The sequence below is a fragment of the candidate division TA06 bacterium genome (genome assembly GCA_016208585.1).
Taxonomy (GTDB): Bacteria; Edwardsbacteria; AC1; order AC1; family EtOH8; genus UBA5202.
Map to the genome: position 1 here is coordinate 1 of JACQXR010000032.1, position 11,946 is coordinate 11,946.

The 11,946-nt window shown below is 53.4% G+C and carries 16 protein-coding genes; all 16 read left to right on the forward strand.

Annotated features, from left to right (window positions below):
• Positions 1-960 (forward strand): NADH-quinone oxidoreductase subunit C (locus HY768_02550; GenBank protein MBI4726099.1); only part of this gene is annotated, 960 nt, incomplete at its 5' end.
• The gene (locus tag HY768_02555) at positions 906-1,316 is read left to right on the forward strand and encodes a hypothetical protein (GenBank protein ID MBI4726100.1); all 411 of its coding nucleotides are present in this window, start codon (positions 906-908) and stop codon (positions 1,314-1,316) included. The genes HY768_02550 and HY768_02555, both read left to right, overlap by 55 nt.
• Positions 1,317-1,428: 112 nt before the next feature.
• Positions 1,429-1,881 carry a four helix bundle protein gene (locus HY768_02560; protein ID MBI4726101.1) on the forward strand — a complete coding sequence of 151 codons (453 nt, stop codon included), beginning with the start codon at positions 1,429-1,431 and terminating at the stop codon, positions 1,879-1,881.
• A complete protein-coding gene (locus HY768_02565; protein ID MBI4726102.1) occupies positions 1,878-2,780 on the forward strand; it encodes an NADH-quinone oxidoreductase subunit H in 903 nt (300 codons plus the stop codon). The genes HY768_02560 and HY768_02565 overlap by 4 nt, the downstream gene beginning before the upstream one ends.
• A gap of 67 nt (positions 2,781-2,847) precedes the next feature.
• The gene (locus HY768_02570) at positions 2,848-3,240 is read left to right on the forward strand and encodes a four helix bundle protein (protein ID MBI4726103.1); all 393 of its coding nucleotides are present in this window, start codon (positions 2,848-2,850) and stop codon (positions 3,238-3,240) included.
• A 96-nt stretch (positions 3,241-3,336) separates the two neighbouring features.
• Positions 3,337-3,792 carry a 4Fe-4S dicluster domain-containing protein gene (locus tag HY768_02575; GenBank protein ID MBI4726104.1) on the forward strand — a complete coding sequence of 152 codons (456 nt, stop codon included), beginning with the start codon at positions 3,337-3,339 and terminating at the stop codon, positions 3,790-3,792.
• Between the two features lie 89 nt (positions 3,793-3,881).
• Positions 3,882-4,649, forward strand: coding sequence for a hypothetical protein (locus HY768_02580; protein ID MBI4726105.1), 768 nt, complete (start codon positions 3,882-3,884; stop codon positions 4,647-4,649).
• Positions 4,650-4,657: 8 nt separating this feature from the next.
• Positions 4,658-5,320, forward strand: coding sequence for an NADH-quinone oxidoreductase subunit K (locus tag HY768_02585; protein ID MBI4726106.1), 663 nt, complete (start codon positions 4,658-4,660; stop codon positions 5,318-5,320).
• 80 nt (positions 5,321-5,400) lie between these two features.
• Entirely contained in the window at positions 5,401-5,877 is a 477-nt protein-coding gene (locus HY768_02590; protein MBI4726107.1) for a cyclic nucleotide-binding domain-containing protein, read from the forward strand.
• A 290-nt stretch (positions 5,878-6,167) separates the two neighbouring features.
• Positions 6,168-7,694 carry an oxidoreductase gene (locus HY768_02595; protein ID MBI4726108.1) on the forward strand — a complete coding sequence of 509 codons (1,527 nt, stop codon included), beginning with the start codon at positions 6,168-6,170 and terminating at the stop codon, positions 7,692-7,694.
• A 266-nt stretch (positions 7,695-7,960) separates the two neighbouring features.
• Entirely contained in the window at positions 7,961-8,290 is a 330-nt protein-coding gene (locus HY768_02600; GenBank protein MBI4726109.1) for a nucleotidyltransferase domain-containing protein, read from the forward strand.
• A gap of 119 nt (positions 8,291-8,409) precedes the next feature.
• A complete protein-coding gene (locus HY768_02605; protein MBI4726110.1) occupies positions 8,410-8,682 on the forward strand; it encodes a HEPN domain-containing protein in 273 nt (90 codons plus the stop codon).
• A gap of 16 nt (positions 8,683-8,698) precedes the next feature.
• Positions 8,699-9,865 carry a branched-chain amino acid ABC transporter substrate-binding protein gene (locus HY768_02610; GenBank protein MBI4726111.1) on the forward strand — a complete coding sequence of 389 codons (1,167 nt, stop codon included), beginning with the start codon at positions 8,699-8,701 and terminating at the stop codon, positions 9,863-9,865.
• A 47-nt stretch (positions 9,866-9,912) separates the two neighbouring features.
• A complete protein-coding gene (locus HY768_02615; protein ID MBI4726112.1) occupies positions 9,913-10,299 on the forward strand; it encodes a four helix bundle protein in 387 nt (128 codons plus the stop codon).
• Between the two features lie 61 nt (positions 10,300-10,360).
• The gene (locus HY768_02620; GenBank protein MBI4726113.1) at positions 10,361-10,843 is read left to right on the forward strand and encodes an NADH-quinone oxidoreductase subunit B family protein; all 483 of its coding nucleotides are present in this window, start codon (positions 10,361-10,363) and stop codon (positions 10,841-10,843) included.
• Positions 10,840-11,745, forward strand: a complete 906-nt coding sequence (locus HY768_02625; GenBank protein MBI4726114.1) for a PhnD/SsuA/transferrin family substrate-binding protein — start codon at positions 10,840-10,842, stop codon at positions 11,743-11,745. Before HY768_02620 ends, HY768_02625 begins: the two co-directional genes overlap by 4 nt.
• The last annotated feature ends 201 nt before the right edge of the window (positions 11,746-11,946 follow it).

Sequence of the window (11,946 nt, forward strand, 5' to 3'; positions counted from 1 at the left end):
GAGCGGGAGATCCGCGATCTTTTGGGCGTGCAGTTCGAGGGCCATCCCGATCCCCGGCGCCTGGTGCTGGCCGACGACTGGCCGAACGGGGTATACCCGCTACGCCGGGACTTTGACTACAGCCAGAAGCCGCCCTCCAAGACGGAGAACGTCTATCCCTTCAAGGACAATCCGCCAAACACCACGGTGGTGGCCATGGGGCCGTATTTTCCGGTGTTCGAAGAAGCCACCTACTTCCGCCTTTACGTGGAGGGCGAGAAAGTGGTGGATGTGGACTACCGCGGCTTTTACGCCCACCGGGGGATAGAAAAATTAGGCGACGCCTCGCTGACCTATAACCAGATACCATTCATTGCCGAGCGGATCTGCGGCATCTGCGGCTTCGTGCACAATGTCTCCTTCTGCAAATTAGTGGAGCACGCGGCCGGGATCAAGGTCCCGCGCCGGGCCGACTATATAAGGACCATCATGCTGGAGCTGGAGCGGATCCATTCCCATGCCCTGTGGCTGGGGGTGGCCGGGCACATCATCGCCTTCGACACCGTGCTGATGCAGACCTGGCGGATGCGGGAGCCCATCATGTGGCTGTGCGAAAAGCTGACCGGAAACCGCAAGACCTACGGCATGAACCTGATCGGCGGGGTGCGCCGGGACATCACCCGGGCCATGGCGCCCGAGGTCCGCAAAAAGATAGACGCCATGGAAAAGGAATGGCTGGCGGTGCTGGACGCGGTCAAGAACGACACCACTTTAAGGATGAGGCTGGAAAAAGTCGGAATACTAAACAAGGACGGCTGCTACGAGTGGGCGGCGGTAGGCCCGACGGCCCGCGCCGCCGGCATCGACATGGACTCCCGCAAGGACCATCCCTATTGCGCCTACGACGCGGTGGACTTCACCGGACGGTGGTCCGGATCCTGGAGACCATTGAATCGTTCAAGATCGTCCGCCAGTGCTTAGACGCTTTGATGGAACTGCCGGAGGGCGACATCATCACCGAGATCCGGGACGAGATCCCGGCCGGGCGGATAGCCATCTCGGCGGTCGAAGCGCCCCGGGGCGAGGACGTCCACTTCCTGCTGACCGGCGGAGACAACCGGCCCTACCGCTGGCGGGTGCGCTGCCCAACCTATCCCAATCTGCCCACCGTGCAGGTGATGGTCAAGGGCGAGACCGTGGCCGACGTGCCGATCATTTTGGGTTCCATAGATCCCTGCTTCAGCTGCACTGAGCGGATGGAGGTCTGCGACCTGGGAACAGGTAAGGTCAGAGTCTATTCACAGGAAGAACTGGCGAACTGGACGGCGAAGCGGTAATACTGCTTTGTTCTAAACAGTTTGAAACGTTTGAACTTGTTTGAGAGGTTTGAGAAGTTAACCATTTTGAAAAATGTGATAAGTTATTGTGATTAACAAAAGGAGTTGTGTGATGACGGTAAATAATTTTGAGGACTTAAAAATCTGGCAGGAAGCCAGACAATTGACGAAGCGCATTTATGTAATTACTTCCAATAGTTGCATGAAGCATGACTATGCGCTGGTTGACCAGATGCGACGGGCTGCGGTATCGGTAATGGCGAATATAGCCGAGGGATTTGAACGGTGTAATAACAAGGAATTCATACAATACTTATATATTGCCAAAGGGTCTTGCGGGGAGTTGAGGAGCCATTTATTTGTGGCAGAGGATGCCGGATATATTGACGGCAAACTGTCTGCCGAAACACGGTCTTTCGCCGGCGGGCTTTCCTCGATGATAAACAATCTTATTTTATATCTCAAACAGAGCAAAATAAAAGGCGCCAAGCATAAAACAATTCCGCCAACCGTTCAAACCAGAGAAACCAGTTTAAACCTATTAAACGAAAAAAGCAAAGTATGATGACATCTTTTTTGAAAATAGCCGGTATGGTGGCGCTGCTGTTGTTCGTCTCCCCGCTGCTGGAGGGCATACTGCGCAAGTTCAAAGCGCTGGTGCATTCCCGGATCGGGCCGCCGCTGCTGCAGCCGTACTGGGACATCTTAAAGCTTTTAGGCAAGGACGATGTCCGCTCGCCCCACTCCTTCCTTGGCCCGCTGCCGGCCTTTCTGGGCCTGGCCGCCATCTTGGCCGCCGGCCTGCTGGTGCCCCTGGGCGCGGCTTCGCCGCTGGCCAGCGGCGACCTGTTCCTGTTCCTGTATCTGATCAGCTTCGCCTCGGTCTGCGTGATGCTGGCCGGCATGGACTCCGGCTCGCCCTACGGCTTTTTGGGCGCCGCCCGGGAGATGATGACCTCGTTCGTAGTGGAGCCGGTGCTGTTCATCGCTTTGATCACCGTGGCCATCAAGACCCGCAATTTCCGCTTCTCCGACATGGCGGCCTACCAGCAGATATCCGGGAACTCGCTTTCCACCATCATCTCCGGGGCCGCCCTGTTCTTGGGCATTCAGGCCCAGCTCAGCAAACTGCCGTTTGACATCCCCGAGGCCGAGGGCGAGCTGATGGGCGGCACCTTCGTGGAGATGTCCGGCCCGACCTTCGCCATGTACCGCTGGGGCTTCATCGCCAAGCAGGTGATATTCTCCATGATCCTGGCCCAGCTGTTCTTCCCCTGGCCGCTGGGATTGGCCGGCCTATGGGCGGTAGTGGCCCAGATCGTCAAAGTGGTTCTGATTGTGGTGCTGGTGGGATTGATTGACGTGGTCAACCCCCGGCTGAGGATAGACCAGGCCATAGTCTACTATTTCGGGGTGATCCTGATGGCCATAGTGGGGCTGGTGTTCGCGCTGGTGGGAGCTTGATATTGTTTGGCGTTTGTCGTTTACCGTTTGAAGTTGAGTATTTAATGTTTATTTAGGAGTGAAAGAAATGGCTACATTCAAAAGATTTGAGGACATCAATGCCTGGCAGAAGGCAAGAGAACTGACCAAGTCAGTTTATATGATCACGAAAGAAAGTATTTTTTACCGGGACCAGGGATTAAGGGAGCAGATCAGGCGGGCATCAATTTCGGTGATGTCTAATATTGCAGAAGGTTTTGGCCGGGGCGGGAAGAGGGAATTCATTCAGTTTTTATCCATAGCCAAGGGTTCGGTAACGGAAATCCAAAGCCATTTATACGTTGCCCTGGACATGGGCTACATAAATCAGCAGATTTTCGATAAAATGTATAAGGCAGCCGAAGACATTAACTGCATGATCTACGGCCTGATGTCATATCTGCAAAAGACGCCGGTTTCCGGAATAAAATATAAACAATGAACAATGAACAATGAACGGTAAACTGTAAACGTCAAACGCCAAACAGTAAACTGGAAACGGCAAACACTAAACGGTCAACAGTAAACGGTATAAAGCATGATACTATCAAAGATAAAAGAAGCCATCATCTGCTTCAAGAACCTGAGGGTCACTTTCCCCTATCCCTTAAAGCGGAACATCGAGGCCCTGCCGGTGGAAGGCTTCCGGGGCAAGCTGACCATAGACGTCTCCAAGTGCATCGGCTGCGCGGGCTGCGCCAACGTCTGCCCCTCGCGGCTGATCATCATCACCGACAAGAAAGCGGTGCGCCGGCTGGACTTTTACCTGGAGCGCTGCACCTACTGCGGGCGTTGCGCCGAGGTCTGCCCGGAGAAGGCCATCACCATGACCCAGGAGTTCGAGACCGCCACCGACGACGTCCACAACGACCTGCACATCAGCGCCGAGGTCTATATGGGCACCTGCCAGCGCTGCGGAAGATGCTTCGAGACCCAGACCATTTTGGACAAGATGATGACGGTGGGGTTCCGGAACAATCAAACTACCGAATAAACCACCAAGACTATTAAATGGGAAATGGGAAATAGAAAGTAGGATTTGTATCTTGCTCTTTTGGTGTTAAAATATTATAAAAACTATCTATGAAAAAAAGAATTTTCTTGATGTGGTTTGTGCTTCTTTGTGCAAAAGGATTTGTTTGCGCAGAAAGTAAGTTGTCAATCGGTCCATCTATAGGTGTGTATGCTCCATCGTTGCGGACGTGGTATACGGCCTGGCAAGCATTGGACAACAATAATGTTCATCCGTATAACAGGCCAATAGCACTACAGTGTGCTGGGAATTTACAATGGGGCATATCAAAGAATTTCGGGATAGGCATTAACATTGGTTATTGGGAAATAAGCGAATATTTTTACGGAAACGGTGGCCTGGATTCAAGCACATATGATACTTATAATCATCAGTACGAATATAAATTGGATATACTGCCGGTCGAAATTGCGCCATATTATTCAATATGTAAATTCAAATTCTTGAAAGCGAAAATTGGACCCACAATAGGTTGCGCTTGGGCTTCATTGCGTTACGACGATAGAACATGGATATCAGAAATATACCCAACGGAGGATATATTACAGAGCGATTATTATTGGAAGTCAACCGGCAGTGCAGTAACATTCGGTTTGCAGTCTGACCTTGATATAACTATATGGAAGAGACTGTCACTATCCTTTAACTGTGGGTACAAGGCAGGGAAAATTGACAATATGGTTGTTAACCAATCTTCTGATCTAACACAGACGGAGAAACCGTTGGTTCTGGAAAAAATGGCGACAGGAGCTAAAACACCAATCTCGCTTGAGTTGAACGGAATGACCATTGCGCTAATCCTGAAATATAATATATAGGAATCACTATGGGCGACTTAATCACAACCCTAATGGTCTGCCACTTTTTAGCCTCGGTGGGCGCGGCCGAGATCAGAAATCTTAAAACCTCCACCATTTTTCTGATGCTGCAGTCACTGCTCTTGGCCCTGATCATCGCGGCCTTCGCCGGGCGCAGCCAGAACTACTCGCTTTACTGGTGGGCGGCCATAACCGTGGTCTCCAAGGTGATCGTCATCCCCGGGATGTTGTGGTGGCACATCAAAAAGACCCAGGTGATGGAAATAAAGCCATTAGTCAGCTTCGTGGTCTCCTTTATCCTGCTGGCCATTTTTCTAGTGGCCTTTTACCAGATGATCCACACCCACGCCAATTTTGTGGCCCCCACCGCGGTCGCCGCGGCGGAGCCGACCCGCTCGGCCCTGGCCCTTTCCTTCACCATCTTCGTGCTGGGGCTATACGTGCTGGTGATCCACCGGGATGCGGTCAAGATCATCATCGGCCTGAACCTGATCGAGAACGGCGTGCACCTGGCTCTGGTCACTTTGGTGCCGCAAATGCCCATCACCACTAAATTGGGGATTGTCTCCAACGTCGTGTTCGCGATATTGATGTTGCTGTGGCTGACCCAAAACATCTACCAGGCCTTCGGGTCCTCCGACACCTTGAAGCTCTCCAGCTTGAAGGGATGAGGCCGGTATTAGTCTAAAAGGAAGAAACATCCGGCGAGAAACAATACGAAGTTTAAAACGCTTACAAAGGGGGAACTGCGATGGTGGATAAAAAACTGCTGAAGGACAATTCGCTGTTCAGCGACTGCAGCCAGTCCGAAATAGACAAACTGTCCCCGCTTTTCAGCGAGCGCTCCTACGTCGCCAACCAGGTGATGATCCCGGAGCAGTCCGAGAACCGCGAACTGATGATCCTGCTGGAAGGCAGCGTGGCGGTGGAAGTGGCCTTAAGCCTTTCGGCCAGCGCCGAAAAACTGATGCTGACCTCCGAGACTTCGCCCGGACGGATCATCGAATGGTCTTCGGCCATCGACACCACCAAAAGCGGGGGCACCGCTTCGGCCCGGGCCCTAAAGCCCACCAAAGTGCTGGTGGCCGACGGACAGGCGCTGGTCGGCCTGCTTAAGTCCGAGAAGGAGCTGGGCTACAAGCTGATGCAAAAGATACTGCTGGTGATCGCTTCGCGGCTGAAGGACACCAGATTGCAACTGATCAGCATGGCGGCGCAGTGCCGCTGACCCTGGCGAAGTTTTAAAAGTTGGAAATGTTAGAAACGTTTGAAAAGTTCAGGCCGGGAAAACAAGGGTCCTCAGCGCGAGAAGGGCATTCATGGAATCAAACGAAGCGATCCAACCGTAAACAGATAGATTGCTTCACTTCATCGGCAAGGCATGGGGCAATCCCTTCGGCATCGCTCAGGGCAAGTTTCAGTGCAGGCTCTGTCCGGCAAGTTGCCATACTCGCAATGACGGGGGCAATGACAATGGCTTTGCAAACAGCACACAAGCAATAAAATAGAGATTAACATATGGTTGTAACTATCAATCCCACCGCGGTTTCCATACTGCCGTTTCTGGTGTTCATCGTTCCGCTTATCTTTGGGGGCCTGATCTTCGCCCTGGGCCGTTATGGCAGGTTCTTCCGGCAGGGCCTGGCCCTGATCGGGATCTTCGCCACCCTGGCCATCTCGATCATGATGACCGGCCGGGTGCTGGGCGGCGAGGTGCTGACCTGGTGGAACAATAATTTCTACATCGATGGGCTGGCCACATTAATGGAACTGGCGGCCAGCGTGCTGGGAGCCATCGTGGTGGTCTACTCCATCTATTATTTTTCGGAGAAGACCGAGGCCGAGGAGGCCCACCCCTACACCAGCATGACCGGCTACTACGGACAGATCATGGTGTTTTTGGGCCTGATGAACTGGACCTGCGCCACCAACAACATCATCATGATATACGTCTCCCTGGAATTCACCACCCTGGCCACGGTGTTTCTGGTGACCTTCCACTGGAACAAGCAGGCGCTGGAGGCGGGTTACAAATATCTTCTTTTGGTAACGGTGGGAGTGATCTTCGCCCTGCTGGGCTCGGTCCTTTTATACGCCGCGGCCATTCCCTACCTGCCGGTGTCGCGGATACTGCTGCTGACAGAGCTGGGAACCATCGCTACCAAGATACCGACCAACATAGTGCTTTTAGCCTCGGCCTTATTAGTGGTAGGCTTCGGCACCAAGGCCGGGTTGGTGCCTTTCCACGCCTGGCTGCCGGACGCCCATGCCGAGGCCCCGGCCCCGGTATCGGCCCTGCTTTCGGGCATAGTCATCAAGGTGGGAGCCTACGCTCTGGCCCGCACCATCTCGGTTTTCGCCCCGCACTATGGCACCATCCCGCTGTTCATCGCCATCCTGTGCTCCATCTCCATGATCGTGGGAATGATGATGGCCATGATCCAGGACGACCTGAAGCGGATGCTGGCTTTCTCCTCGGTGGCCCAGATCGCCTACGTCATCGAGGGCCTGGGAATGGGCACTTACCTGGGCATTTACGGCGGCCTGATGCACCTTTTAAATCACTCCATCGTCAAGGGCCTGCTGTTCCTGTCCGTGGGTGCGCTGATCTACGCCACCGGCAAGCGCAAGGTGTCCGAGTTGTCAAAGATCAAATTAAACATGCCCATCACCGCCTTTTGCTTTTTCGTGGGCATCTTCGCCCTGTCCGGGATGCCTCCCTTCAACGGCTTCGTCTCCAAATTCACCCTGTTTTTGGCGGTGGGCCAGGCCAATCTTTTGTGGGCGGCCATCATCGGCATCATCACCTCGCTGTTCACTTTGGTCTGCTTCTTTAGGGCTGGTTACAAGATATTCTGGTCGCCGAAAGAGATTCATGCTGTTGGCGCGGAATCAACCACCGCCGCCGAGGTCCCGGCCGGAATGTGGGTGGGGATGGTGATCCTGGCCGCGGCGGCTATCGCGCTGGGAGTGTTCCCCCAGATTGTCCATCCGCTGATAGACAGCGCGACCAAGTGCATCTTGAGGATCCTCATTGGAGGCTAACTTAGGAACGGTTTGAAAGGTTTGAAACGTTTGAAAGGTTGGAAATGGTTGGAAGCGACATAGTAGCACGATTTTGAAATTCGTAGCACGAAATAAAAATCAAAACAATATATGCGGACAGATAAAATGAAAAAAACAACAGCAATACTCATAACGGCAGGCGTTTTGGCAGCGCTTGTATTTTCCGGCTGCAGGCCGGGCGGCCAGCAGATCAGGATAGGGGTGGCCGGGCCTTTGACACTCAAATAAAACAGTGGGGTAATATCATGACGCATCTGGAAACAAAGGAATACATCGTATCCGTGATCCGCGATGAGTTCAAAGAAAAAAACATCGCAATAAAAAAGATGATCCTTTTTGGAAGCCAGGCGCGGCAGAATGCCGGGCCCGACAGTGACTGGGACTTTTTGGTGGGCATCTCAGATGAATTGGGGTTTGTAGAGAAATCTAAAATATCAACCAGCATTCAAAGAAAACTGGCGATAAACCATCTCTCGGCCGATATCATCATCAAATCCGAAAGGAAAATGGATCAGGAGAGGAATAACGTCGGCTTCATAACTTATTACGCGCTCAAGGACGGAGTCCCGGCATGAATGAAGAAATCGTTAAATTGTGGATCCTAAAAGCGGATAACGATTTTAAAACCGGCAGGGATGAACTGGCCACGGAAAACCCGGCTACGGATACCATTTGCTTTCACATGCAATAGTGCGTGGAAAAACATCTTAAGGCATTTTTGGTTTTCAATGGCGTTGAGATCTCAAAAACCCACAATTTATCCCTTATTCTGCAGCAGTGCGTTGATGTTGACCCTGAGTTTGAAAATCTAAAATCGATCGGTGCGGATGAATTAACCCCCTATGCAGTCAATGCCCGATACCCGGATGATTTTTATATGCCGTCTCAGGAAGAAACTCAGAATGCCGTTCGGGTGGCGGAAGAAGTGAAGACCTTTGTCCTTGCAAAAATAAAACCATTAACATGAAATCGGGCGCATTAAAATGGAAAAAACAATTGCAATGTTTCTAACGGTCAGCGTTCTGATAACGCTTTTGGTAACCGGCTGCGGGCCGGGCGGCCAGCAGATCAAGATCGGCATTGCCGGCCCTTTAACCGGGGAGCAGGGCAAGGCCGGTCAGGACCTGCTACACGGGGTGCAACTGGCGGTCTCGGAGTGCAACGACCGAGGCGGGGTGCTGGGGAAAAGAGTGGTGATCATCGCCGGCGATGACCGGGCCGATGAGCGCGAGGCCCAGAACATCGCCCAGTGCCTGTGCGACCAGGGAGTGGCCGGAGTGATCGGGCATTACAACAGCCATTGCTCCATATCCAGCAGCCGGATCTACAACCAGAGGGGGATACCGCAGATCACGCCCTCGTCCACCAATCCCAAATTCACCGAGCAGGGCTTTGTCAACGTCTTCCGCACCTGCGGCCGCGACGACCAGCAGGGCAGGATAGCCGCCGACTACGCCTTCAACACTCTGAAGGTCAAGAAGGTGGCCGTCTTCTCTGACGGCACCACCTACGGACAGGGCCTGGTTGAGGAGTTCAAAAAGTCGATATTGCTGAACAACAAGCCTAAAAAGATAGAAGTAACGATAGTGGCCGAAGCCCGGATTCCGGTGATCACCGAAGGCAAGGCCCCGGACTACGGCCCGCTGCTGGATCCGCTGATCAGCTACCAGCCCGACCTGATATACTTCGGCGGCAGTTATCCCGAAGGGGCCAGGCTGATCCGGCAGGTCAAAGAACGCCGGCTGGCGGCGGCCTTCATGTCCGGCGACGCCATCGCCAGCTCAGAGCTGATCAAGCGGGGCGGGGCGGCCACCGAGGGGATCTATTTTACCTTCGGCCCGGCGGTGGAAGAGATGCCCCAGGCCGGCAGGTTCTACGGATCATTCAAGGCCCGCTACGGCGAGCTGGGACCCTACTCGGTTTATGCTTACGATGCCGCCAATGTGCTGCTGAAGAGCATCAAACTGGCCGGGACGACCAACGGGGATTCCCTGATCAAGGTGATCCATTCCGCCAAATTCGCCGGGGCCATGGGGGAACTGGAGTTTGACTCCGCGGGCGACATCAAAACCGCGCCCTATGTACTGTGGACGGTGAAGGGCGGGGAGTTCGGGCCGGTCAAGATGCAGAACGACAAAAAAGTCGAGTGATATTCCAGTAAAAACATGTGATATAATGGTGATGCGGTGGTGATACAATGGCAAGTAGCGAGAGAAAAAAGGTGATACAGGATTTCACCGATTTGGAAATATACCAACTGGCGCTTGATCTGGCGGAGTGGATTTATCAAATCACGGCGAATTTTCCCAAAGAGGAACAATATAATTTGGCTTCGCAAGTGCGTAGATCATCAAACTCGATTGGCGCCAATATTGCCGAGGGCTGGGGTAGGTATACCTATAAAGAACGGATTCATTTTTGCATCATTGCCCGTGGCTCATTGGCTGAAACCAAGCATCACATGATCTTCAGCCATAGGATGAAGTACATAACCACCGAGACCCTCGATACACATATCGCGAAGCACAAGAACCTCTCTGTCAAATTAAATAATTACATCGCTTCTCTCCATCGTCTATCGTAAAACATCTCACCATGGCATCACCAGTGTATCCCCAAAGCATAACATACAAGTAAGCAGTACCATGTTCCTAAAAAAACTTTGCGCCAAGGCCTTTCCCAAGTCGCTGTGGATCTATCACGTCAACACTGGGTCCTGCAACGGCTGCGACATCGAGATCGTGGACGTGATCACTCCATACTACGACGCCGAGCGCTTCGGGATCAAGCTGGCTGGCAGCCCCCGTCACGCCGACATCATGCTGGTGTCCGGGCCGGTGACCCGCCAGGCCCTGCCCTCCTTAAAGCGGGCCTACCAGGCCATTCCCGACCCCAAGATCGTGATCGTGGTGGGCTCCTGCGGGGCCGGCGGCAGCCTGTGGTTTGACACCTACAATGTGGTAGGCGGGGTGGACAAGGTAATCCCGGTCAACTACTACATCCCCGGCTGTCCGCCCCGGCCCGAGGCCATCCTCTATGGGGTGGCGGTGGCCCTGGGGCTGGCTCCCAAGAAGGTCAAGGCCGAGGAAACGGTGGAAGGGCCGATCCGGGAGGGAAGGTGGAAATGACGATGCTGAATATAAAATCAGAAAGCAAAAGGCAAAATAATCTGCTCACATGGGGTTTGACTTTTTTGCTCTCTGCCTTCTGCCTTCTGCCTTTAGCGGGCTGCGACAACATTTCCCGGGGAAGCCTTAGCCAGGAAGCGGTAAAGATGGCGGTGTTGCCGGCCTATTCCACCAACCAGATGAGCCAGAAGTACCTGCCGCTGCTGAAATATCTTTCCGGTGAGACCGGATACGAGGTTCAGTACATCTGGGGCCAGAGTTATGCCGGGCTGAGCGCGGCCATAGAGACCTCGGGGGCCGATTTCGTGATCTGCGACCCCTTGTCCTACCTGATCCTGCAGAAGACCCACCGGGCCAGACCGCTGGTGATCAGCGCTGCGGCCGCCGGACTGACGGATGTGCGGGGGATGATATTTGTCCCGCTAGATTCAAAGATCACCGATCCCCTGTCCCTAAAAGGTAAGCTGGTAGCCTGCGCCTCCATGCAGTCCTCCGAGGGATTCATATCCCAAGCCTTTTACCTGAGATCACTGGGGCTTTTACCGGGAAAGGATTACCGGCTGCTGATCTGCGGTACCATGGACGAGGCGGTCAAGAAAGTGGCCGCCGGCCAGGCCGGGGCGGGCTTCGGAGGATCCGGATGTCTGGAGGCAGCAAAGGAAAAGGGACTGATCCTGCTGGCCGGCGCCGAGCCGGTGCCGGGCTGGCTGTGCCTGAGCCTGAAGGACGATAACTATGAGGTGGAAGAAAAACTGACCCAGGCATTTTTACGGCTCAACCAAAACAACCCGGAGCATAAAAAAGTTCTGGACGGGCTGAGGTGCTATGGTTTTATAAGCCCGTCAGGAGTTGATTTCAAAGGACTGGCGGAGAAGGCGCAAAGCCTGAACGTTCCTTTTTAAATTGCAATTCCCGGTGGTCTCTGCCACAGGGATACCACATAGAGGGAAAGTCTGAAAGCCGCCGGTTGTCAGGGTAATGTCTTACCTTGACAGACCCTGCGGTCTCTGTCGCAGGGTCATTGATTTTGGGTGTAAGTTTTGTATAGCAAGAGTAGAAAACAGATCTTTCAAATCTAAAAGAGAGTTTCTTTCTTTTTCTCC

Bases quoted from the DNA above. Each gene is read 5' to 3' on its own strand.
- HY768_02560 (MBI4726101.1), top strand. From the start codon at position 1,429: ATGACGGTAAATAATTTTGAGGACTTAAAAATCTGGCAGGAAGCCAGA.
- HY768_02565 (MBI4726102.1), top strand. From the start codon at position 1,878: ATGATGACATCTTTTTTGAAAATAGCCGGTATGGTGGCGCTGCTGTTG.
- HY768_02570 (MBI4726103.1), top strand. From the start codon at position 2,848: ATGGCTACATTCAAAAGATTTGAGGACATCAATGCCTGGCAGAAGGCA.
- HY768_02575 (MBI4726104.1), top strand. From the start codon at position 3,337: ATGATACTATCAAAGATAAAAGAAGCCATCATCTGCTTCAAGAACCTG.
- HY768_02580 (MBI4726105.1), top strand. From the start codon at position 3,882: ATGAAAAAAAGAATTTTCTTGATGTGGTTTGTGCTTCTTTGTGCAAAA.
- HY768_02585 (MBI4726106.1), top strand. From the start codon at position 4,658: ATGGGCGACTTAATCACAACCCTAATGGTCTGCCACTTTTTAGCCTCG.
- HY768_02590 (MBI4726107.1), top strand. From the start codon at position 5,401: ATGGTGGATAAAAAACTGCTGAAGGACAATTCGCTGTTCAGCGACTGC.
- HY768_02595 (MBI4726108.1), top strand. From the start codon at position 6,168: ATGGTTGTAACTATCAATCCCACCGCGGTTTCCATACTGCCGTTTCTG.
- HY768_02600 (MBI4726109.1), top strand. From the start codon at position 7,961: ATGACGCATCTGGAAACAAAGGAATACATCGTATCCGTGATCCGCGAT.
- HY768_02610 (MBI4726111.1), top strand. From the start codon at position 8,699: ATGGAAAAAACAATTGCAATGTTTCTAACGGTCAGCGTTCTGATAACG.
- HY768_02615 (MBI4726112.1), top strand. From the start codon at position 9,913: ATGGCAAGTAGCGAGAGAAAAAAGGTGATACAGGATTTCACCGATTTG.
- HY768_02620 (MBI4726113.1), top strand. From the start codon at position 10,361: ATGTTCCTAAAAAAACTTTGCGCCAAGGCCTTTCCCAAGTCGCTGTGG.
- HY768_02625 (MBI4726114.1), top strand. From the start codon at position 10,840: ATGACGATGCTGAATATAAAATCAGAAAGCAAAAGGCAAAATAATCTG.